Below are 19,894 nucleotides of genomic sequence, written 5' to 3'. Positions count from 1 at the left end.
AATTCTCTCTCGGATCGGATCGCCGTGCGACATTTGCCGCAATAACGGTTCATTCACAATCCCGCGATTGCGGCTTTGTCGCGAAAATTCCTGTTTCTGGAAGTAAGCTTGCGCCGTAAGTTGCTGATCCGTATTTGCGGAAGTTAGCCCGACGATGCTATGCCGCATCCGAGAATGAAGTCTCCGCATAGATCCAAACGAGGACCCAATGACCTTTTCTTTCAAAAGCCTGCTGACGGTTGCGGCGATTGCCCTCACAGCGTCCTTCGCCACAATCCAGCCCGCCGCCGCGCTGGACGATCAGCAGAAAAAGGAAATCGGGGAATTCATCAAGGAATACCTCGTCGAACATCCGGAAGTCTTGCTGGATGCGCAGGCAGCGCTCGAGAAGAAGCAGGACGCAGCCCGCCTCGCCCAGTCGTCCCAGGTGATCGCCCAGAACAAGGACGCGATCTTCAACTCCAAGGATGATATCGCGATCGGCAATCCGAAGGGCAGCATCACCGTCGTGGAGTTCTTCGATTACAACTGCACCTATTGCCGGCATGCGCTCGGCGACATGGACACGCTGCTGAAGCAGGACAAGGACGTGCGTTTCGTCCTGAAGGAATTCCCGATCCTCGGGGCGGATTCGGTTGCCGCGTCGCGGGTTTCCGATGCATTCCGCAAGCTTGCGCCTGAAAAATACGCCGAGTTCCATCATGCGCTGCTGAGCAGCGACGGCCGTGCATCGGAGGACAGCGCCATTGAGGTTGCCGCCTCGCTCGGCGTCAATGAAGCGGCCATCCGCGCGGAAATGGCAAAGAGCCCGAACAACGATATGATCAAGGCGACCTACCAGCTTGCCACCGATCTCAACGTCACGGGCACGCCCGCCTATGTCATTGGCAACGAAACCATTTCCGGCGCAATCGGGCTCGAGGCCATTCAGCAGAAGATTGCCAATGTCCGCAGCTGCGGCAAGACCACCTGCTGATAACAACATCTCCGCGTCGCGCGCTGCATTTGAGGCACCATCGAAACCACGTGGATTTCGACAGGGCTCAAAATTGCCAAAATCGCGGCGTTTCCACACCTAGAGACGCGCAACCTACGCTCCGGGGCTTTCCTACAAGGCCTCGGGAGTCTATAGGTTGCGCTGCACTTTGACGGAACCTCTGATGGCGCAAACTATTTTTGTCCTCAACGGACCCAATTTGAACGCTCTCGGCAAGCGCGAGCCGGGCATCTATGGCGGCAAGACGCTCAAGGATATCGAAGCAGACTGCAAGTCCGCGGGCGAAAGCCTGGGCTTCATCATCGATTTCCGCCAGAGCAATCATGAAGGCGTGCTGGTCGACTGGATGCATGAAGCCGGCGATACCGCCGCCGGCGTCGCGATCAATCCCGGCGCCTATGGCCATACGTCGATCGCGCTGCACGATGCGATCCGCGCCATTTCCATTCCCGTGGTGGAGGTGCATATCTCCAACATCCACGCGCGAGAAGAATTTCGACACAAATCGATGATCGCGCCCGCTGCCAAGGGCATGATCTGCGGTTTCGGACCTTATAGTTACATCCTGGCGCTGCACGCGCTGAAATCCATCACCCAATAACAAAAATACAGGGCAAGAAATCCATGGCTGAAAAGAAATCGGGTATCGACCAGGCGCTCATTCGCGACCTCGCCAATATTCTCAACGAGACGGATCTGACCGAGATCGAAGTCGAGCAGGAAGATCTGCGCATTCGTGTGTCTCGCGCCGGCACGCCGCAGTATGTTCAGGCGCCGATCGCAGCACCTGCTTATGCAGCAGCCGCTGCTCCCGCTGCGGCCGCCGCACCCGCAGGCAAGGTGCGCAATCCCGATAGCGTCGTCAGCGCGCCCATGGTCGGCACCGCCTATCTGGCGCCGGCCCCGGGCTCGGCCGCCTTCATTGAGGTCGGCTCGGTCGTCAAGGAAGGCCAGACGCTGCTGATCATCGAAGCTATGAAGACGATGAACCAGATCCCTGCGCCTAAATCCGGTACGGTCACCGAAATCGTCGTTCAGGACGGACGCCCGGTCGAGTACGGCGAACCTCTTGTCGTCATCGAGTAAGCCCATGCCCATGATTTCGAAGATTCTCATAGCCAATCGCGGAGAGATCGCCCTGCGGGTGCTGCGCGCCTGCAAGGAACTCGGCATTGCTACCGTGGCGGTTCATTCCACCGCCGATGCCGATGCGATGCATGTACGGCTTGCGGATGAGAGCGTTTGCATCGGCCCACCGCCGTCGCGCGAAAGCTATCTCAACATCCACCAGATCGTTGCCGCCTGTGAGATCACCGGCGCCGACGCCGTGCATCCCGGCTATGGCTTCCTGTCGGAAAATGCCAAGTTCGCCGACATCCTCGAGGCGCATGGCATCACCTTCATCGGTCCGACGGCGGATCATATCCGCATCATGGGCGACAAGATCACCGCCAAGACCACCGCTCTGCAGCTCGGCATCCCGGTCGTCCCCGGTTCCGATGGTGAAGTGAAGACCGAGGCAGACGCGCTGAAGACGGCGCGCGAGATCGGCTATCCGGTGCTCATCAAGGCAACCGCCGGCGGCGGCGGTCGCGGCATGAAGGTGGCGCGCACGGAAGCGGATCTGGTCGAAGCATGGTCGACGGCGCGCACGGAAGCGGGCGCTGCCTTCGGCAATGATTCTGTCTATATGGAAAAATACCTCGGCAAGCCGCGCCATATCGAAGTTCAGGTGTTCGGCGACGGCGAAGGCAATGCCGTGCATCTCGGCGAACGCGACTGCTCGCTGCAGCGCCGCCACCAGAAGGTCTGGGAAGAAGCCAATTCCCCGGCGCTCAATGTCGAACAGCGCATGAAGATCGGCCAGATCTGCGCCGACGCCATGATGAAGCTGAAGTATCGCGGCGCCGGCACGATCGAGTTCCTGTATGAGAACGGCGAGTTCTATTTCATCGAAATGAACACCCGCCTGCAGGTGGAGCATCCGGTGACGGAGGCCATCACCGGCATCGACCTCGTGCACGAACAGATCCGCGTCGCCTCCGGCGGCGGTCTTTCGGTGACGCAGGATGAAGTGCATTTCCATGGCCACGCCATCGAATGCCGCATCAATGCCGAGGACGCGCGCACCTTCATCCCCTCACCCGGCACGATCACGCATTTCCATGCGCCCGGCGGGCTTGGCGTGCGTATCGATTCGGGCGCCTATCAGGGCTACAAGATCCCGCCGTACTACGACAGCCTGATCGGCAAGCTGATCGTGCACGGCCGCACCCGCGTCGAATGCATGATGCGCCTGCGCCGCGCGCTCGACGAATTCGTGGTCGACGGTATCAAGACCACCCTGCCGCTGTTCCAGGATCTGGTTTCCAACCAGGATATCGCCAACGGCGACTACGATATCCATTGGCTGGAAGACTACCTGGCCAAGACATCGGCCTAAGCCGTGCCAGGAACGCGCAGCAGACGTCCCGGCGTTACCCCGGAGATTTTGTTGCGCGCCTATTCCATCGGGCTCTTCCCGATGGCCGAATCGGCCGACGACCCGGAGATCTTCTGGGTCGAGCCGGAAATTCGCGGTGTCTTGCCGCTCGATACCTTTCATGTCTCGAAGAGCCTGGCGAAGACCATCCGCCACCGGCCGTTTGATATCCGCTTCAACACGGATTTCGAGGCCGTCATCGCCGCCTGCGCCGAACAGACGAGCGGTCGTCCCAGCACCTGGATCAACCAGACCATCCGTGCGCTCTATTCGACGCTGCACCATATCGGCCATGCGCATTCGGTCGAGGCTTGGGAGGACGACCAACTGGTCGGTGGGCTTTACGGGGTCTCGCTGGGGTCCGCCTTCTTCGGTGAGAGCATGTTCTCCCGCCGCACCGACGCTTCGAAGATCTGCCTCGTCCATCTGGTCGAGCGCCTGCGGCAACGGGGCTTCACACTGCTCGACACGCAGTTCACGACCGAGCACCTGAAGACGTTTGGCGCGATCGACGTACCGAAGGACGATTATGCGAAAATGCTCGAAAAGGCGATGGAATCACCCAATCTGAGCTTCTCAAACGATCCGAGCTAAGCCCCGCGGAGCGTATCGAGGGTATTCGTGCGCCGAAGACTTCAAATTTCGGTTGTTATTTGCTATCGCTCGACGCGAAGAGTGTTGGTGCATAGAGGTTCCACTTTGCCGTCGTAAATACCGGTCTCATCCAGTTTCACCCCATGCATGAGGGAAGCGTATCGCCGTCCGATGCATGTTCATGTTCATCGGGTGGTGGTCTGAGACCGGTTTGGCATTGTCACAACGCGCCCAGCGCAGCCATTGCTGTCTCAGCTCTTCAAGCCGTCCCGCAACATCGCCATACCGTGCCCGTAAAGGGCTTGTCCCGCCATCAGCTTGGTGAACTTCCAGACGGAAGACCAAGACGGTATGTGCAATATTCTCCGGGTCCGATGGACCATCTATCCTCAGACCGCACCCCAGCCATGGATCGCCTGCAGCGGCTGCGGATGCTTGAAACCCTTCAAATCGAGCGGCAAGATCAGGCTCAATGCCAATGGCAAAAGGCTTGATGCCTGGCTCGTCTACAAATGCTCCGATTGCGAGAAGACGTGGAATCGGACGCTCTTCGAGCGGCGGACCATTCGTGATCTCAGCCCTGCCACCCTGGAAGCTTTGCAAGGCAACGATCCGGAATGGGTACGACTTCAGGAATTCGATCTCGACGGACTGAAGCGCAAGGCGCTGTGCATCGATGAATCGCCTGACGCCATTGTCCGGAAGGAAGTAGCACAGGGGAAAGCGAGCTGGACAACACTGGAAATCGAGCTTGCGAGCGTGTTCGCCTTAAACCTTCGCCTCGATCGCCTGCTTGCGTCCGAGCTGGCCATTTCGAGATCCAGGCTCAAGGTGCTGCATGGCTGCGGCAAGCTGAGAGGTCATCCGGACCGCAGCGACGTTCTACGTCATCGCATCAAGGCCGGCATGCGCATCGTCATCGATCTGTGTGATGAAGATGATCGCGATGCGATCGGCGAGGCAGCCTCAAATCCGAAAGCAAAATAGCAAATCGTCCGCGGGAGCGATGCTCCTGCGGACAAGCCAGCACGGCTGCGAATTCTCCAGGGATTGACTACTTCGCGCCAGCGGTATCCGGCGGCGGGACGTCGGACTTCTGTTTGCACTCTTTCAGCCAGACGTCGTAGATCGGATGCTCGACCGCGTTGAGGCCGGGGCTGTCGGCGAACATCCAGCCGGTGAAGATGCGGCGGATGCGGCGATCCAGCGTGATCTCATCAACTTCGACAAAACCGTCCACCTTCTGCTGTTCGGTTTCGTCACGCGAGTAACAGGCCCGCGGCGTCACCTGCAACGCGCCGAACTGCACGGTCTCGTTCATATAAACATCGAATGTCGTGATGCGGCCGGTGATCTTGTCGAGGCCGGAGAAAACGGCGACGGGATTGGCGATGCGGGCCGCCTCTGCGGTAGGCGGCGAAATGATGCCAGCCAAGAGAGCGATCGCTGCTCCCGCCATTACACGCAAAGAAGCGCTCCGCGTGAAAAACGTCATATCCGGCAATCTCCGCTTGGTCTCGGTCAAAGCGCCGAGCAAGAGCCGGCATCTCTCGCGCCTAACGGCCAATTGTGGCCAAAGGACGAGCCGGCCCTTCTGCTCAGTTGCCCGGGGTCCAGGCGTCATAGTCGCCGGTCACGCGCGGACGCTCGCCGGCAACGGCAAGCGAACCCGGCGGGCGGTAAGCCTGCGGAGTGCCGGTCTGGTTGGCGCGATGCCCCTTTTCCCATTCCTTGGCGACATAGTTTTCCTCGGTCGGCGGAACGTCGGTGCGGTGATGCATCCAGCCATGCCAGCCCGGGGGAATTGCCGTGGCTTCCGCGTAACCCTTGTAGATCACCCAGCGCTTCTGGAGACCGTAGGAGGACATGCCGCCTACGTAATAGACATTGCCGAATTCATCCTCGCCGACGCGCTTGCCGAAACGCCAGGTCGCGAACCGCGTCCCCATTGTCTGACCATTCCACCAGGTGAAGGTTTGTACGATGAGATTCCACATGTCTTTTCCTCGATACCCGCTGAGGGGCGAGCGATACCAGAATTCGATCGTTTGCTTATGCCGCCCCCGGACGGGCTTGTCCAGTGATTCCAGCGGGCAAACGCCGTCATTTCAATGCCATCTTGAAACCAAGATGGCTCGGCTTGAAACCCAATCTCTCGTAGAAACGGTGGGCATCCTTGCGCACCGCATTCGAGGTCAATTGCACCAGCCGCATGCCGCGGCCTTTTGCCTCGGCAATGCAGAAGTTGATCATCTGAGCCCCGATCCCCTGCCCTCGCAAATCGCCGCGCGTCTGCACCGCCTCGATGATCATCACCGATGATCCACGGGCGTTCAACGACGTCATCACCATCGTCTGGAAGGTGCCGACGACCCCGCCGGCGAGCTCGGCGACATAAAGCGTCTGGTCCGGCGAGGCGGCGATCGCGCGAAAGGCACGCAGGTAATCGTCATATGCAGAGGGATCGGTGGTGTCGCCGTGGCCGCCCATAGTATCTGCGGCGAAGAGCGCGATCAACGAAGGGAGATCAGATTCCTGGGCTTCGCGGATAATCAAGCGTGCACTTTCCATGATTGATCTCGCGCAACTGTTTTAGTTACTCGCCAGCGGCTTTTCGAACACCAGCGCCGGAATGCCCGATTTTCCCTGCCCACAATTTTCCGTGCGGCCAACCTCGATGAAACCATGCGCCCTGTAGAAGACGATCGCCGGCTCGTTTTGCGGTTCGACCTCCAGGCGCATGACTTCGGCATCGGGGAAACAGGTTTCCAGCTCCGCGAAGATATCGCGGCCGATGCCTTGGCGCTGGTAGCGGGGGCTCACATAGAGCATGTAGAGCATGACGGTCTTGGCCATCTCGGTGGACATGACGGCATAGCCCATGCCGCCAATTGTCCTGCCGTCGTCGGCGACGAGGAATTCGGCATTCTTGTTCGCCAGCCGCGCCTTCAGCGACGCCAGCGAGTGCCATGAAGCATGCAGTTCGCTGACCTTGTCGGGACCGTAGATATGGTCGTAGGTCGCATGCCAAGTCTCGCGCAACAGAGCACGGACCTTTTCCAGGTCCTGCTCGCCGGCGGTGCGCACGAAAAACACCGGTTATTCTTCTTCGATGCCGAGCTTGGCCTTGACGAGGGCCTGCACGGCCTGCGGATTGGCCTTGCCACCGGTCGACTTCATCACCTGGCCGACGAACCAGCCGGCGAGCGTCGGCTTGGCCTTGACCTTGGCGACCTGGTCCGGATTGGCGGCGATGATCTCGTCGACGGCCTTCTCGATGGCGCCGGTGTCGGTCACCTGCTTCATGCCGCGGGCTTCAACGATCTCGGCGGGGTCGCCGCCTTCGGTGAGCACGATCTCGAACAGATCCTTGGCAATCTTGCCGGAGATGGTTTCGGCCTTGATGAGATCGATGATCGCGCCGAGCTGGGCGGGCGAAACCGAAGTCTCTTCAATATCCTTGCCTGTTCTGTTCAAGGCGCCTAGCAAGTCGTTGATGACCCAGTTCGCCGCCATCTTGCCGTCGCGACCGGCGGTGACCGCCTCGTAATAGTCGGCGATTGCCTTTTCGGAGACGAGCACGGAAGCATCATAGACCGAAAGGCCGAGCTCGCGGACGAAGCGTTCCTTCTTGTCATCTGGCAGCTCCGGCAGATGCGCCGCAAGCTCCGTGACGAAGGCATCGTCGAATTCGAGCGGCAGCAGATCCGGATCGGGGAAATAGCGATAGTCATGCGCATCTTCCTTGGTGCGCAGGGAGCGCGTCTCGCCCTTGTTCGGATCGAACAGGCGCGTCTCCTGATCGATCTTACCGCCGTCCTCCAGAATGCCGATCTGACGGCGCGCTTCGTATTCGATCGCCTGGCCGATGAAGCGGATGGAGTTGACGTTCTTGATCTCGCAGCGCGTGCCGAACTCACCGCCGGGGCGGCGCACGGAGACATTGACGTCGGCGCGCATCGAGCCTTCGTCCATGTTGCCGTCGCAGGTGCCCAGATAACGCACGATCGATCGGAGCTTGGTCATATAGGCCTTGGCTTCGTCCGACGAGCGGATGTCCGGCTTGGAGACGATCTCCATCAGCGCCACGCCGGAACGGTTGAGATCGACATAGGACATGGTGGCGTGCTGATCATGCAGCGACTTGCCAGCGTCCTGCTCCAGATGCAGTCGCTCGATGCCGATCTCGATATCCTCGAACTGGCCCTGACGGTCCGGACCAAGGGATATGACGATCTTGCCCTCGCCGACGATCGGATCCTTGAACTGCGAGATCTGATAGCCCTGCGGCAGGTCGGGATAGAAATAGTTCTTGCGGTCGAAGATCGAACGATTGTTGATCTGCGCCTTCAGGCCGAGACCGGTGCGCACGGCCTGCTTGACGCATTCCTCGTTGATGACGGGCAGCATGCCGGGCATGGCGGCATCGACCAGCGAGACGTTGGAATTCTGCGGCTTGCCGAACTCGGTCGAGGCGCCGGAGAAGAGCTTGGAATTGCTCAACACCTGGGCATGGACTTCCATGCCGATAACGATTTCCCAATCGCCGGTGGCACCGGGAATGAAGCGTTTCGGATCTGGCGTACGGACGTCGACAAGGGTCATGGGAAGCTCTTGAAATGCTGTTCTTCTGAACTCTGTGAGGTAGAGCAATTGGCGAGATGGCGCAAGGCTTTCGGCATCGCCGGCGCGCTATATGCCTGGACCGTAGACGCCGTCCCCATCCTCGACCAGCGCTTTCGAAAGCCCGATGGTCGGGACGTCGCTATCGAGCTTCGGAGAATAGACGATCGACAGCCAGTTGATCTCATAGCCACGAGCCTTGAAGAAACCGATCGCGTCGACATTGCCGGCATGAGTGTGCAGGGAAACCTTTTCCAGCCCCTGTTCGCGCACGTCCTGCTCGATGCGCGCCAGGAGCGCCGAACCGAGACCTCGCCTGAGAAAACCCGGGTCGATCCAGAAATCGGAGATGGTCTCATCCAGCCCCTCGCGCGCCGCCCAGCCGACGACCTCCCCATTCAGCTCGATGACCGTGATCGTCAGCCAGACATTGCGCGTGAAATTCGTAAAGGCGTCGCTGGCGCTTTCCAGAAGCTCGCTCGGACTCCCGATCGAGCCCATGGCCTTCTGCCAGGAGCGTAGGCCGATACTGGCCAGCACCTCCGTCTCACCTTCATGCGCATTGCGAATATGGATCATCAGGCCCCCGCCATTTTCAGCAGTAAAGCACCAGAAAACGGCTTTTTCCAGCGATGAGATAAAAAGCAAGCGCGCAATAGCGGCCCAAGTCCAACAAGAGTGAAACTTGACCGCCGGCTGCAACCTGTTTTAAAACTGCCGTGTCAATGGAGTTTTGATGTCTACCTTTTCTCAGACCCGGTAAAGGCCCTGCCCGCAAGCCTTCTTGCGTGCTGGGCCCGAAAACGAAGCCCCGACTTCCCTAAAGGGAGCGTCGGATCGTTTTGTTGCGCCTTGTGGCGCTTTCCGGATCTTGAAGACCATGGACATTTCCCGCGCCGAACAGCGCATCCTGCATCTGCTCGCCCAGGGCGGGCGCATCGAAATCGAACGCACCGAAAACAAGAAAATCGAGACCGTCAACTGCTACACGCGGGACGGCTGGCTCTATCCCGGTTTCGGCCTCGAGCTCTTCCGCAAGCTCAAACAGCTGAGGGCCATCAAATCCTCGGGAGGGCATCCCTACCGGATCACGGACAGGGGCCTGAGGCTGGTGAGGGCGCAGTTGGATAATAGGTAAAACGGCTGAAATTCCTTCCCTTGAAGTGAAACGCAGCAACAAAACTGCTTCCTTCATGGGGAGGGTATCGCTCTTACCACCACTTTGCCGGCGTGAACCTGCCGACGGCCTGCTCGATGACGTGGGCGGTCTTGAACAGCGTTTCTTCGTCGAACGGCTTGCCGATGAGCTGCAGGCCGAGCGGCAGGCCCTTCGGGTCGAGGCCGGCGGGGACGGCGATGCCGGGGAGACCAGCCATGTTGACCGTCACCGTGAAGATGTCGTTGAGGTACATCTTCACCGGATCGGAAGCGAGGTCTTCGTCGGCGATGCCGAAGGCCGAAGATGGCGTGGCGGGCGTCAGGATGGCGTCGACGCCGGCGTGGAAGGCAAGCTCGAAGTCGCGCTTGATCAGCGTGCGGACCTTCTGGGCGCGCAGGTAATAGGCGTCGTAATAGCCGGCCGAGAGAACGTAGGTGCCGATCATGATGCGGCGCTTCACTTCCTGGCCGAAGCCGGCAGCGCGCGTCTTCTCGTACATGTCGACGATATTGTCACCGTCAACCCGCAGGCCGTAGCGGACACCATCGTAGCGGGCGAGGTTCGAAGATGCTTCAGCCGGCGCGACGATGTAGTAGGCCGGCAGCGCGTACTTCGTGTGCGGCAGCGAGATGTTGACGATCTCGGCACCGGCGTCCTTCAGCCAGGCGATACCCTGCTGCCAGAGCGCCTCGATCTCTTCCGGCATGCCATCGACGCGATATTCGTTGGGGATGCCGATCTTCATGCCCTTCAGCGACTGGCCGAGCGAGGCTTCGTAGTCCGGAACCGGCAGGTCGACCGAAGTGGTGTCCTTGGCATCGACGCTTGCCATCGACTTCAGGAGGATGGCGGCATCGCGCACGTCGCGGGCGATCGGGCCGGCCTGATCCAGCGACGAAGCGAAGGCGACGATGCCCCAGCGCGAGCAACGGCCATAGGTCGGCTTGATGCCGACGGTGCCGGTGAAGGCAGCGGGCTGGCGGATCGAGCCGCCCGTGTCCGTCGCCGTTGCACCGGCGCAGAGGTGCGCTGCGACGGCAGCGGCCGAGCCGCCGGACGAGCCGCCCGGAACCAGCTGCTGGTTCGAGCCCTCGGCCCGCCACGGGTTGATGACTGGGCCGTAATAGGAGGTCTCGTTGGAGGAGCCCATGGCAAACTCATCCATGTTGAGCTTGCCGAGCATGACGGCGCCGTCGTTCCAGAGGTTCTGCGTAACAGTCGATTCATAACGCGGCTTAAAGCCGTCGAGGATGTGGCTGCAGGCCTGGGTGTGGATGCCTTCGGTGCCGAACAGGTCCTTGATCCCAAGCGGAATGCCCTCGAGCGCACCGGCGTTGCCGGCGGCAAGCCGCGCGTCCGAAGCCTTGGCCATCTCGCGCGCCTTTTCCGGCGTCACGGCGATATAGGCATTGAGCTGACCGTTGGCCGCGTCGATTGCCGAGAGATAGGCTTCGGTCAGTTCAGTGGCGGTAATGTCCTTGGCGCGCAGCTTGTCGCGGGCTTCGGCAATGGTCAGGCTGGTCAGTTCGCTCATCTTGTTTCGCTTCAGATCTGGAAATAGGCAACGGGTCGGAACGGGCTCGAAGGGAGCCTTTATTCGACGACTTTGGGCACCAGGAAGAAATTCTGATCGGTATTCGGCGCATTGGCGACGATGTCGGCGGCCTTGTTGCCGTCGGTCACTTCGTCGGTACGCTTCTTCATCGCCATCGGCGTCACGGAGGTCATAGCCTCGACGCCATCGACATTGACTTCGGAAAGCTGCTCGACGAAGCCCAGAATGCCGTTCAGCTCGCCCATCATCCGCTGCGCTTCGTCTTCATTGACGGCGATGCGGGCAAGATGGGCGACGCGTTTGACAGTGGCGAGATCGACGGACATGGCATTCTCCGGATAGCAAGATTATCCACAAAAGCGGATTTGCTTCACGCTATAAAGGCCATGTCCGCCATACGCAACGGGTATCCTTATGCCGAGACGCTCTCGCCCACTTTCGGAGCCGCGACCGTCGTCTTCGAGCCTTCCATGCCGGCAACGAACTTTTCCGGGGTCTGTTCGATGATCGGGAAGGTGCCGTAGTGGCAGGGGATGGCGGTCTTGAAGTTGAAGAAGCGCTGGCAGGCGAGCGCGGCGACGGCACCGCCCATGGTGAAGCGGTCGCCGACCGGCACGATGCCGATATCGGGCTGATGCAGTTCGTTGATCAGGGCCATGTCGGAGAAGATATCGGTATCGCCCATATGGAACAGGCTCGGCTCATCGTCGAAATGCAGCATCAGGCCGTTCGGGTTGCCGAGCGCGTGGGAGACGCCATCCTCGGTAATCTGGGCGGACGAATGCAGCGCATTGGTGAAGGTAGCGGAAAAGCCGCCGAGACCGACGGTGCCGCCGGTATTGCCCAGTTCCAGCTTCTCGACGCCCTTGGTGCCAAGCCAGGAGCCAAGATCGGCGTTGGCGAGAACGACGGCGCCCGTGTCCTTGGCGATCTGAACCGTGTCGCCGACGTGATCGGCATGACCATGGGTCAGCAGGATATGGGTCACGCCCGAGGCGACATCCTTGATATCGAGGCCGGCAGCGGCAAAAGAGCCATTATACGTCAGGAAAGGATCGATCAATATTTTGGCCTTTGCCGTTTCGATGCGAAAAGCGGCATGGCCGAGCCAGATGATCTTCATTGGATTTGTCCTTAATGCTTGATTTGAAATGACAGGCTGGTGTCTAGGAGATATCTCAAACCGCGGCAAAGAAAAGCGGTTCGGACTTCAATTTGTTTTGACGAGAGCGAGACCTTGATGACGACGCTGACCATCGAAGACCTAGCCGCGACGCTCCTGCCCGGGCAGGCGATCGCCGGCCTCGATCTCGGCACCAAGACGATCGGACTTGCGATGTCCGATCTCGGTCGCCGCTTCGCCACGCCCCGCCCGGTGATCAAGCGGGTGAAGTTCACCCAGGATGCGCAGACTTTGCTCGCCTTCGCCGAGAAGGAAAAGGTGGCGGCCTTTATTATCGGCCTGCCTGTCAATATGGACGGCTCTTCGGGGCCGCGCGTACAAGCCACCCGTGCCTTCGTGCGCAGCATGGCTGACAAGACCGCCCTGCCCTTCGTCTTCTGGGATGAGCGGCTTTCGACGGTTGCGGCGGAACGGGCGCTTCTGGAAATGGACGTCTCGCGTGCCAAGCGGGCCGAACGCATCGATTCGGCCGCAGCGAGCTTTATTCTTCAAGGCGCCTTGGACAGGCTGTCGGCGCTCGGCAGAGCAACCTTGTCCGATCTCGACTCCTGACGGTGCCTCCACCATTCGATGATGGCGGCGCGCCGGCGAAAACCGAAGATCGCGAAAACCAGGAGACTGTCGAAGGCGATGGCGCGGGCGACGAGCGGCGGGATGGTTTCCGGCGGAATGCCGAGGATCTTGCCGTAGATATCGAACACCAGATCATGGGTCTGCCGCGTCAGCATGAAGATGCCGAAGCTCATGTCGTAATACGACAGGTAATACCATGCCCCCAAGAACGAGACAGGCGCAGCCCAGAATATCAGCAACCACTTCATGCGGCACCTCTTCGACGCGGATATTGCGTCGTCCCAGCCGAAAGGACGAGCCAGTTCGACAGCGCCATGGCGCTCAACACCATCGCAGGCAACGTTATATCTAGGGCCAGCACGGCGAAGAACATCATCGCCGTGACAAGAAACACTAACTTTGTGGGTCTGGACCCCATGGCTGCACGCTTAATAGTTAACAATCGGTCTTTTCACACTGCCGAGTTAACCGTTGCGGCGCAATGTAAACCAATTGTTAAGGTTAACGGCGCGGCGGGCTTGTGGATATCTCCCGGATGAGCGCCGGCATCAGCCGTAGACGCCGCGCACGATCCGCTTCAGCGCCGTTGCCGCCTTCTCCCAATCCCTAGCGGTTTTCAAGGCAAGGCCGGCGCATTGATCGCTGACCGTGGCCGAAAGCACGACATGCTGGATGGCGGCAAAGATTATGGCGTTGACCACCTGCGCGTCGATTCCCTTCGGCGGGGTGAGCGAGCCGCGCATGCGCTCGATCCAGCCGGCGAGTGCCTTGGAGCGGGCCTCGGACAGCCTGCGGACCTGTTCGCTGTTTTCGGAGACTTCCCAGGCGACGATGCGGCGCATCAGCGGATCGGCGCGCAACGCATCGAGAAACAACAGGGCGAGCCGCTCCATCAGATCGCCGTAGGTCAGAAGAAACATGCCGCCGGTATCGTCGGGAATGCGATCCTTCACCCAGCTTCCGAGATCAGTACCGATCGCTTCCACCAGCCCGTCGAGGCCACCGTAATAGCGGTAGATCAACTGCTTGTCGCAGCCGGCGCCGCGGGCTACCGCGTTGATGCCGAAATTCTGGAACCCCTCCTCCGCCAGAAGCCGCTTGGCGGCATCGAGGATCGCCTGCTCGGTTGCGGCGCGGTTGCGCACCCGCTTTTCCGATACGGGCGCTTCCATCGGGATTTTAACGGCTGCGTTTGCAACGGCCATCGACTCACCTCCAATCTGTCACCGAGCGGTGAGTAGCAAGTCGAATTGGCGCGAACAACAAAGCTGGGATCAGCGATGTCGTCAAAGCCTGCAAATCCACAGATTTAGAGAGGCTGGCCGAACCATACAGTCGTTTCCGACGCGAGACCCGGTGGCAGTTCCACCGGCACGAAGCCCCGCGACGACCAGAAACGGATGCCGCCATGATTTCCGGAATTGGCGCCGAGATGAACCCCTTTGATGCCGCTGGCACGGGCATTTGCCATCCACTGATCCAGCAACGCGGTACCTGTGCCCTTTCCCTGAGCCCTCGGCAGCAGGTTCATATGAATATGTGCGGGAAATGGGTCGGTGAGAATGGCCGTCGTCCGTCTCGGATGATGGATTGTCGATATCCGGCGCTGATCGGCATCCCAAAGTGCCGGATCACCGACGGGATCGGCGTACTGGCGCCGCAGATTCGGCCACCACTCACGCTCCAGGCGCTGCTCGAAAGCAACCGTATCGAAGACGCCGGCGATATAACCAAAGACGCCTTCGTCATCCTCGGCGACGAAAACCATTTCAGGGTGGAGTGCAGCATAGGGCACGGAATAGATGTGCCCGATCAGCCGGCCATCGCGGTGAAGTGCTGTCGCATCCTTGCCGGCGTCGCCGGTCAGCAGCGAGATGGCATAGAGCTGGTCGATATCATCGGACTGGACCGGACGGAGGTTGATCATGGAAACCTTCAATCGCTGCTTTCGTGTTTTACATCGCACAGGCTCATGTGTATAATTTCTTATCGCTATACACATGAGATTACAAATGCGAACGAATATCGAAATCGACGACGTATTAATCGCAGAAGCGATGGCTGCGACAGGACAGTCAACGAAAAAAGCAACCGTCGAGGAAGCCCTTCGGAGCGTCGTTCGCTGGCATCACCAGAAAAAAGCCGTCGACGACCTCGCCGGACTTGGTTGGGAAGGCGATCTGGAAGAAATGCGCAGAGATCGATAACCGTGATCGTTGTTGATAGCTCCGTATGGATTTCGCTTCTGCGTGAAACGCGGACCAAAGCCGTCGATCACTTGCGAAGCATGATCGCGGCGGGACCTCCAGATATTCTGGTCGGCGACTTGATTCTTCTCGAGGTCCTTCAAGGCGCCCGCAGCGAGCGACACGCGGCTTTGATCGAACAAAATCTTCGCCAATTCACCATTCGACCGATGCTGAACGATACGCTTGCCACCAAGGCTGCGCGTAACTACCGCCTCCTGCGGGCACAGGGAGTTACAGTGCGCAAGACTATAGATGTCATCATTGGCACGTTCTGCATCGAAGAGGGCCATACCCTTCTTCATGATGATCGGGATTTCGATCCGATGTCCGAGCATCTCGGTCTACAAATCGCCCTATAAATCAACCGAGTGCAGTTCAAGTCGCCGGCGGATAGAGAAGGTCGACGATATAGCTGGCGTCGAAGCGCGCATCGAGCATGCCGTAGGTGGCACGCCAGCCGCCGGCAAGGCGGGTTTCGATGAAGGCATCGGCGATCTTGCCGGCGCCGAGGCGATAGAGCTCGGCCGCACCGGCGGCGAGCGCCATCTGTTCGACCAGGAGGCGAGCCGCCCCCTCGTCCTGCTCGCAAAGCGCCATGGCCGCGCGCAGCACATCGATGGTCTTCTTGCCGGCCGGCCCGAGATCGCGAGCGAGGCCAGCGAAGACGGTTTCGAACAGGTCCTTGCCCCGGTTCAAAACTCTGAGAACGTCGAGCGCCATGACGTTGCCGGACCCTTCCCAGATCGCGTTAACAGGTGCTTCCCGGTAATGGCGGGCGATCGGGCGCTCCTCGATGTAACCGCTGCCGCCGATGCACTCCATCGCTTCATAAATCAGCGCCGGAGCGATCTTGCAGCACCAGTATTTGGCGACCGGCGTCATGATGCGGGCGTAGGCGGCGTCTTCAGTGCTGCCGCTCGCCTTGTCGAAGGCTTCGGCCAGGCGGAAGGCGAGCGCGGTCGCGGCGGCAACATCGAGCGCCATGTCGGCGAGCACACGCGTCATGATCGGCTGGTTGACCAGCATCTTGCCGAAGACGCTGCGGCCGCGCGCATGATGCACGGCTTCGGCAAGCGAAGCCCGCATGATGCCGGCCGAGGCCAGTGCGCAATCGAGCCGCGTCAGCGTCACCATATCGAGTATGGTACGAATGCCGGCATCGGGGGTCCCGAGAAGAAAGCCGAAGGTGTCGCTGAACTCGACCTCCGAGGAGGCGTTCGAACGATTGCCAAGCTTGTCCTTCAGCCGCTGGAACTGCAGGCCGTTGGCCGAGCCATCCTCGAGCAGCCGCGGCACGAGGAAGCAGCCAAGGCCCTCCTTGGTCTGGGCCAGCATGATGAAGGCATCACTCATCGGCGCCGACATGAACCATTTATGGCCGGAGAGCCGGTAGATGCCCTCGCTCGCTTTGTCGGCGGTCGTCCTGTTGGCGCGCACATCGGTGCCGCCCTGCTTCTCCGTCATGCCCATGCCGATTGTGACGGCACTCTTCTGCATGGCGGGCTTGTTGGAGGAATCGTATTTGCGCGACAGGATCTTCGGCGCCCAGTCCTTCTGGACGGCTGGCGACGCCATCAAGGCTGCCACGGAAGCGCTTGTCATCGTCAGCGGGCAGAGATGGCCGCATTCGAGCTGCGCCGTCAGATAGAAGCGCGCGGCGCGCACCTTGTGCGACTGGCCCTTTGCCTCGGGATCGGCCTGCGCATCCCAAATCGAGGAATGCAGGCCCGACGACATCGACCGGCGCATCAGCGCGTGCCACGCCGGATGGAATTCGACGACATCAAGCCGCTCGCCGCGCGGACCATGCGTGCGCAGTTGCGGGGTGCCCTGGTTCGCCATGCGCGCCAGCTCCTGCGCCTCGTGCGATGTGACGAAGCGACCAAGCTGCTCCAGGTCTTCCCGTGTCGAACGCGGCAGGCCGGAGGTCAGATCGACAATCAACGGATCGGAACGATAGGCATTGATGCCGGACCAGAGGCTCGGCTGGTTCAGTTCAGCAAATGGGTCGTCAGTCCGGGTCGGTTGGGTCATATTTCGCTTTTAGAGCAAGAGGGTTGCAAAAGGAAACCGGAAGTTTTGTCTCCTAACAGCATAGCTGCTGTAACGGGATTCGGGCGAAATTGCATGGGGAACAAGCAGGCTCATCGCATGCGCGCGCTTGCCCCTTTGGCGCTCCCTCTCTATAGACCCCCTGACGACATCCAGAGGGCAGGTCCATGGTCTTCTTTCCCCACCGCCACCTCATTGGCATCAAAGGCCTCACCGAGCAGGATATCACCTATCTTCTCGACAAGGCCGACGAGGCGGTCAAGATAAGCCGCCAGCGCGAGAAGAAGACGTCGACGCTTCGCGGGCTCACACAAATCAACCTTTTCTTCGAAGCCTCGACGCGCACCCAGTCTTCCTTCGAGCTGGCCGGCAAGCGGCTCGGCGCCGATGTGATGAACATGTCGGTCGGCAATTCCTCCGTGAAAAAAGGCGAAACGCTGATCGACACGGCAATGACGCTGAACGCCATGCGGCCGGATGTGCTTGTCATCCGTCATTCGAGCGCGGGCGCTGCCGCGCTGCTGGCCCAGAAGGTCTCCTGCTCCGTCGTCAATGCAGGCGACGGCCAGCATGAGCATCCGACACAGGCGCTGCTCGATGCGCTGACGATCCGCCGGGCAAAGGGCAAGCTCTCGCGCATCATCGTCGCCATCTGCGGCGACGTGCTGCATTCGCGCGTCGCCCGTTCCAACATCCTGCTCTTGAACGCCATGGGCGCTCGCGTCCGCGTCGTGGCACCCGCGACCCTGCTGCCGGCCGGCATCGCCGACATGGGCGTCGAGGTCTTCCATTCGATGAAGGAAGGGCTGAAGGATGCCGACGTCGTCATGATGCTGCGGCTGCAGCGCGAACGCATGTCGGGCGCCTTCGTGCCGTCGGTGCGCGAATACTATCACTTTTACGGGCTGGACGCCGAGACGCTCAAAGCTGCCAAGGAGGATGCGCTCGTCATGCATCCGGGTCCGATGAACCGCGGCGTCGAGATTGCCTCCGAGGTGGCCGACGGCCCGCAAAGCGTCATCGCCGAGCAGGTGGAAATGGGTGTCGCCGTGCGCATGGCAGTCATGGAAGTGCTGCTCGTCTCACAGAACCAAGGACCTCGCAGCGAGGTATCAGGCGCATGAACAACTCGATCGTCCTGCAGAATGTCCGCATCATCGATCCCTCCCGTGATCTCGACGAGGTGGGTGCGATCGTAGTCGAAGGTGGCATCATCGTCGCCGCCGGCAAGGATGCGAAACGCCATGCGACGCCCAAGGGTGCGACGGTACGGGATTGCACCGGCCTCGTCGCCGTCCCCGGCCTGGTCGACGCCCGCGTCCATGTCGGCGAGCCTGGCGGCGAGCATCGCGAAACGATCGCCTCGGCGAGCCGCGCGGCCGCGGCAGGCGGCGTCACTTCCTTTATCATGATGCCGGATACCCATCCGGTCATCGACGACATCGCTCTGGTCGAATTCGTCAGAAAGACGGCGCGCGACACGGCCGTCGTCAATGTCTATCCGGCGGCTGCCCTTACCAAGGGCCTCGCAGGTGAGGAAATGACCGAAATCGGTCTTCTGCGGGCAGCCGGCGCGGTTGCCTTCACCGATGCGCATTCCGCAGTCTATGACACGCAGGTCCTGCGGCGGCTGATGACCTATGCGCGCGAATTCGGTGCGGTCATTTCCTGCGAGACCCGCGACAAGTATCTCGGCGCCAACGGCGTCATGCACGAAGGGTTGCTGGCGAGCTGGCTCGGGCTGTCAGGCATTCCGAAGGAAGCCGAACTCATCCCGCTCGAGCGCGACCTGCGCATCGCGGCACTGACGCGCAGCCACTATCACGCGGCCATGATTTCCGTGCCTGAATCGGCTGAGGCCATCCGCGTTGCCCGCTCGCGCGGCGCCAAGGTCACCTGCGGCATCTCGATCAACAATCTCGCATTGAACGAGAACGACATCGGCGAATACCGCACCTTCTTCAAGCTCTATCCGCCGCTGCGCTCCGAGGACGACCGCACGGGCATGATCGAGGCGCTGGCGGACGGCACCATCGACATCATCGTATCCTCGCACGACCCGCAGGACGTGGACACGAAGCGCCTGCCGTTCGGAGAGGCCGAGGACGGTGCAGTGGGGCTGGAAACGCTGCTTGCCGCCGCCCTTCGCCTCCATCACAGCGGTGAGGTCAGCCTGATGCGGCTGATCGATGCCCTGTCGACGCGGCCGGCCCAGATCTTCGGTCTCGACGCCGGCACGCTGAAGCCGGGCGCGAAGGCGGATATTGCCTTGATCGATCTTGACGAGCCTTGGCTTGTCGCCAAAGAAATGCTTCTGTCGCGCTCGAAGAATACACCCTTCGAGGATGCGAGAATGAGCGGCCGGGCGGTTGCAACCTATGTCGCCGGCAAGCTGGTTCATAGTCTCTAGAGCAGGCCTGGGGTTTA

At 60.4% G+C, this 19,894-nt stretch carries 25 protein-coding genes; 12 read left to right on the top strand and 13 right to left on the bottom strand.

Annotated features, from left to right (window positions below; translation table 11 throughout):
• Positions 1–208 precede the first annotated feature (208 nt).
• The 6 genes from JTP94_RS31075 (at position 209) to JTP94_RS31050 (ending at position 5,060) form a co-directional block, all read left to right on the top strand.
• On the top strand, positions 209–976 hold the full coding sequence (locus JTP94_RS31075; RefSeq protein WP_204854236.1) for a DsbA family protein: 768 nt from the start codon (positions 209–211) through the stop codon (positions 974–976).
• Between the two features lie 184 nt (positions 977–1,160).
• Positions 1,161–1,598, top strand: coding sequence for a type II 3-dehydroquinate dehydratase (aroQ, locus tag JTP94_RS31070; RefSeq protein WP_204854235.1), 438 nt, complete (start codon positions 1,161–1,163; stop codon positions 1,596–1,598).
• A gap of 23 nt (positions 1,599–1,621) precedes the next feature.
• Positions 1,622–2,083 carry an acetyl-CoA carboxylase biotin carboxyl carrier protein gene (accB, locus tag JTP94_RS31065; RefSeq protein WP_204854234.1) on the top strand — a complete coding sequence of 154 codons (462 nt, stop codon included), beginning with the start codon at positions 1,622–1,624 and terminating at the stop codon, positions 2,081–2,083.
• 4 nt (positions 2,084–2,087) lie between these two features.
• Positions 2,088–3,440 (top strand): acetyl-CoA carboxylase biotin carboxylase subunit, encoded by a 1,353-nt coding sequence (accC, locus tag JTP94_RS31060; RefSeq protein ID WP_204854233.1) that lies wholly within the window; start codon positions 2,088–2,090, stop codon positions 3,438–3,440.
• Between the two features lie 3 nt (positions 3,441–3,443).
• The gene (gene aat / locus JTP94_RS31055) at positions 3,444–4,073 is read left to right on the top strand and encodes a leucyl/phenylalanyl-tRNA--protein transferase (RefSeq protein ID WP_204854232.1); all 630 of its coding nucleotides are present in this window, start codon (positions 3,444–3,446) and stop codon (positions 4,071–4,073) included.
• Positions 4,074–4,508: 435 nt separating this feature from the next.
• The gene (locus JTP94_RS31050) at positions 4,509–5,060 is read left to right on the top strand and encodes a DUF1062 domain-containing protein (RefSeq protein WP_246755430.1); all 552 of its coding nucleotides are present in this window, start codon (positions 4,509–4,511) and stop codon (positions 5,058–5,060) included.
• A 67-nt stretch (positions 5,061–5,127) separates the two neighbouring features.
• Here the strand turns inward: JTP94_RS31050 and JTP94_RS31045 are convergent, their stop codons facing one another.
• From JTP94_RS31045 to JTP94_RS31020, 6 genes are all read right to left on the bottom strand, one after another.
• On the bottom strand, positions 5,128–5,568 hold the full coding sequence (locus tag JTP94_RS31045) for a DUF2155 domain-containing protein (RefSeq protein WP_204854230.1): 441 nt from the start codon (positions 5,566–5,568) through the stop codon (positions 5,128–5,130).
• Between the two features lie 103 nt (positions 5,569–5,671).
• Entirely contained in the window at positions 5,672–6,070 is a 399-nt protein-coding gene (locus JTP94_RS31040; RefSeq protein WP_204854229.1) for an NADH:ubiquinone oxidoreductase subunit NDUFA12, read from the bottom strand.
• Between the two features lie 106 nt (positions 6,071–6,176).
• Entirely contained in the window at positions 6,177–6,644 is a 468-nt protein-coding gene (locus JTP94_RS31035) for a GNAT family N-acetyltransferase (protein WP_204854228.1), read from the bottom strand.
• A gap of 21 nt (positions 6,645–6,665) precedes the next feature.
• Entirely contained in the window at positions 6,666–7,169 is a 504-nt protein-coding gene (locus tag JTP94_RS31030; protein ID WP_204854227.1) for a GNAT family N-acetyltransferase, read from the bottom strand.
• A gap of 3 nt (positions 7,170–7,172) precedes the next feature.
• Positions 7,173–8,678 (bottom strand): Asp-tRNA(Asn)/Glu-tRNA(Gln) amidotransferase subunit GatB, encoded by a 1,506-nt coding sequence (gatB, locus tag JTP94_RS31025; protein WP_204854226.1) that lies wholly within the window; start codon positions 8,676–8,678, stop codon positions 7,173–7,175.
• 87 nt (positions 8,679–8,765) lie between these two features.
• On the bottom strand, positions 8,766–9,275 hold the full coding sequence (locus JTP94_RS31020; RefSeq protein ID WP_204854225.1) for a GNAT family N-acetyltransferase: 510 nt from the start codon (positions 9,273–9,275) through the stop codon (positions 8,766–8,768).
• A gap of 301 nt (positions 9,276–9,576) precedes the next feature.
• Here JTP94_RS31020 and JTP94_RS31015 point away from each other — a divergent pair, with 301 nt between their 5' ends.
• Positions 9,577–9,834: a YjhX family toxin gene (locus JTP94_RS31015; protein WP_204854224.1), complete on the top strand. Its 258-nt coding sequence runs from the start codon at positions 9,577–9,579 to the stop codon at positions 9,832–9,834.
• Positions 9,835–9,907: 73 nt separating this feature from the next.
• On the opposite strand, the gene gatA is transcribed toward JTP94_RS31015, so the two are convergent.
• The 3 genes from gatA to JTP94_RS31000 all read right to left on the bottom strand — a co-directional run bounded on the left by gatA (position 9,908) and on the right by JTP94_RS31000 (position 12,533).
• Positions 9,908–11,389, bottom strand: coding sequence for an Asp-tRNA(Asn)/Glu-tRNA(Gln) amidotransferase subunit GatA (gatA, locus tag JTP94_RS31010; RefSeq protein WP_204854223.1), 1,482 nt, complete (start codon positions 11,387–11,389; stop codon positions 9,908–9,910).
• A 59-nt stretch (positions 11,390–11,448) separates the two neighbouring features.
• Positions 11,449–11,736, bottom strand: a complete 288-nt coding sequence (gene gatC / locus JTP94_RS31005; protein ID WP_015339557.1) for an Asp-tRNA(Asn)/Glu-tRNA(Gln) amidotransferase subunit GatC — start codon at positions 11,734–11,736, stop codon at positions 11,449–11,451.
• Positions 11,737–11,822: 86 nt separating this feature from the next.
• A complete protein-coding gene (locus JTP94_RS31000; protein ID WP_204854222.1) occupies positions 11,823–12,533 on the bottom strand; it encodes a metal-dependent hydrolase in 711 nt (236 codons plus the stop codon).
• Between the two features lie 117 nt (positions 12,534–12,650).
• Here JTP94_RS31000 and ruvX point away from each other — a divergent pair, with 117 nt between their 5' ends.
• The gene (gene ruvX, locus JTP94_RS30995) at positions 12,651–13,145 is read left to right on the top strand and encodes a Holliday junction resolvase RuvX (RefSeq protein ID WP_204854221.1); all 495 of its coding nucleotides are present in this window, start codon (positions 12,651–12,653) and stop codon (positions 13,143–13,145) included.
• Here ruvX and JTP94_RS30990 read toward each other — a convergent pair.
• From JTP94_RS30990 to JTP94_RS30980, 3 genes are all read right to left on the bottom strand, one after another.
• Positions 13,082–13,414, bottom strand: coding sequence for a DUF6105 family protein (locus JTP94_RS30990; RefSeq protein WP_204854220.1), 333 nt, complete (start codon positions 13,412–13,414; stop codon positions 13,082–13,084). The two genes, ruvX and JTP94_RS30990, sit on opposite strands and share 64 nt — an antisense overlap.
• Positions 13,415–13,714: 300 nt before the next feature.
• The gene (locus JTP94_RS30985) at positions 13,715–14,371 is read right to left on the bottom strand and encodes a TetR/AcrR family transcriptional regulator (protein ID WP_204854219.1); all 657 of its coding nucleotides are present in this window, start codon (positions 14,369–14,371) and stop codon (positions 13,715–13,717) included.
• A 104-nt stretch (positions 14,372–14,475) separates the two neighbouring features.
• On the bottom strand, positions 14,476–15,093 hold the full coding sequence (locus tag JTP94_RS30980) for a GNAT family N-acetyltransferase (RefSeq protein ID WP_204854218.1): 618 nt from the start codon (positions 15,091–15,093) through the stop codon (positions 14,476–14,478).
• Positions 15,094–15,178: 85 nt separating this feature from the next.
• Here JTP94_RS30980 and JTP94_RS30975 point away from each other — a divergent pair, with 85 nt between their 5' ends.
• Both JTP94_RS30975 and JTP94_RS30970 read left to right on the top strand, forming a co-directional pair.
• The gene (locus tag JTP94_RS30975; RefSeq protein ID WP_204854217.1) at positions 15,179–15,373 is read left to right on the top strand and encodes a type II toxin-antitoxin system VapB family antitoxin; all 195 of its coding nucleotides are present in this window, start codon (positions 15,179–15,181) and stop codon (positions 15,371–15,373) included.
• 2 nt (positions 15,374–15,375) lie between these two features.
• Positions 15,376–15,774 (top strand): PIN domain nuclease, encoded by a 399-nt coding sequence (locus tag JTP94_RS30970; RefSeq protein WP_204854216.1) that lies wholly within the window; start codon positions 15,376–15,378, stop codon positions 15,772–15,774.
• Between the two features lie 16 nt (positions 15,775–15,790).
• Here JTP94_RS30970 and JTP94_RS30965 read toward each other — a convergent pair whose 3' ends face one another.
• Positions 15,791–17,449: an acyl-CoA dehydrogenase family protein gene (locus JTP94_RS30965; RefSeq protein ID WP_204854215.1), complete on the bottom strand. Its 1,659-nt coding sequence runs from the start codon at positions 17,447–17,449 to the stop codon at positions 15,791–15,793.
• Between the two features lie 185 nt (positions 17,450–17,634).
• Here JTP94_RS30965 and JTP94_RS30960 point away from each other — a divergent pair, with 185 nt between their 5' ends.
• Together JTP94_RS30960 and JTP94_RS30955 are read left to right on the top strand one after the other, a co-directional pair.
• Positions 17,635–18,591, top strand: a complete 957-nt coding sequence (locus JTP94_RS30960; protein ID WP_037194296.1) for an aspartate carbamoyltransferase catalytic subunit — start codon at positions 17,635–17,637, stop codon at positions 18,589–18,591.
• Positions 18,588–19,877: a dihydroorotase gene (locus JTP94_RS30955; RefSeq protein ID WP_204854214.1), complete on the top strand. Its 1,290-nt coding sequence runs from the start codon at positions 18,588–18,590 to the stop codon at positions 19,875–19,877. Before JTP94_RS30960 ends, JTP94_RS30955 begins: the two co-directional genes overlap by 4 nt.
• Positions 19,878–19,894: the final 17 nt, after the last annotated feature.

The organism is Martinezella lusitana, from assembly GCF_016901135.1.
In the GTDB taxonomy this organism is placed as follows: Bacteria; Pseudomonadota; Alphaproteobacteria; order Rhizobiales; family Rhizobiaceae; genus Rhizobium; species Rhizobium lusitanum_D.
This window is presented reverse-complemented; position numbering and strand designations above follow the sequence as displayed.

Excerpts from the sequence above, each read along its gene's own strand:
- accB (WP_204854234.1), top strand. The coding sequence starts at position 1,622 with ATGGCTGAAAAGAAATCGGGTATCGACCAGGCGCTCATTCGCGACCTC.
- JTP94_RS31000 (WP_204854222.1), bottom strand. The coding sequence starts at position 12,533 with ATGAAGATCATCTGGCTCGGCCATGCCGCTTTTCGCATCGAAACGGCA.
- JTP94_RS30980 (WP_204854218.1), bottom strand. The coding sequence starts at position 15,093 with ATGATCAACCTCCGTCCGGTCCAGTCCGATGATATCGACCAGCTCTAT.
- JTP94_RS30960 (WP_037194296.1), top strand. The coding sequence starts at position 17,635 with ATGGTCTTCTTTCCCCACCGCCACCTCATTGGCATCAAAGGCCTCACC.
- JTP94_RS31075 (WP_204854236.1), top strand. The coding sequence starts at position 209 with ATGACCTTTTCTTTCAAAAGCCTGCTGACGGTTGCGGCGATTGCCCTC.
- JTP94_RS31015 (WP_204854224.1), top strand. The coding sequence starts at position 9,577 with ATGGACATTTCCCGCGCCGAACAGCGCATCCTGCATCTGCTCGCCCAG.
- gatA (WP_204854223.1), bottom strand. The coding sequence starts at position 11,389 with ATGAGCGAACTGACCAGCCTGACCATTGCCGAAGCCCGCGACAAGCTG.
- gatB (WP_204854226.1), bottom strand. The coding sequence starts at position 8,678 with ATGACCCTTGTCGACGTCCGTACGCCAGATCCGAAACGCTTCATTCCC.
- JTP94_RS30955 (WP_204854214.1), top strand. The coding sequence starts at position 18,588 with ATGAACAACTCGATCGTCCTGCAGAATGTCCGCATCATCGATCCCTCC.
- JTP94_RS30965 (WP_204854215.1), bottom strand. The coding sequence starts at position 17,449 with ATGACCCAACCGACCCGGACTGACGACCCATTTGCTGAACTGAACCAG.
- accC (WP_204854233.1), top strand. The coding sequence starts at position 2,088 with ATGCCCATGATTTCGAAGATTCTCATAGCCAATCGCGGAGAGATCGCC.
- JTP94_RS30975 (WP_204854217.1), top strand. The coding sequence starts at position 15,179 with ATGCGAACGAATATCGAAATCGACGACGTATTAATCGCAGAAGCGATG.
- JTP94_RS31045 (WP_204854230.1), bottom strand. The coding sequence starts at position 5,568 with ATGACGTTTTTCACGCGGAGCGCTTCTTTGCGTGTAATGGCGGGAGCA.
- JTP94_RS30985 (WP_204854219.1), bottom strand. The coding sequence starts at position 14,371 with ATGGCCGTTGCAAACGCAGCCGTTAAAATCCCGATGGAAGCGCCCGTA.
- JTP94_RS31035 (WP_204854228.1), bottom strand. The coding sequence starts at position 6,644 with ATGGAAAGTGCACGCTTGATTATCCGCGAAGCCCAGGAATCTGATCTC.
- ruvX (WP_204854221.1), top strand. The coding sequence starts at position 12,651 with ATGACGACGCTGACCATCGAAGACCTAGCCGCGACGCTCCTGCCCGGG.
- JTP94_RS31040 (WP_204854229.1), bottom strand. The coding sequence starts at position 6,070 with ATGTGGAATCTCATCGTACAAACCTTCACCTGGTGGAATGGTCAGACA.
- JTP94_RS30990 (WP_204854220.1), bottom strand. The coding sequence starts at position 13,414 with ATGAAGTGGTTGCTGATATTCTGGGCTGCGCCTGTCTCGTTCTTGGGG.
- JTP94_RS31020 (WP_204854225.1), bottom strand. The coding sequence starts at position 9,275 with ATGATCCATATTCGCAATGCGCATGAAGGTGAGACGGAGGTGCTGGCC.
- gatC (WP_015339557.1), bottom strand. The coding sequence starts at position 11,736 with ATGTCCGTCGATCTCGCCACTGTCAAACGCGTCGCCCATCTTGCCCGC.
- aroQ (WP_204854235.1), top strand. The coding sequence starts at position 1,161 with ATGGCGCAAACTATTTTTGTCCTCAACGGACCCAATTTGAACGCTCTC.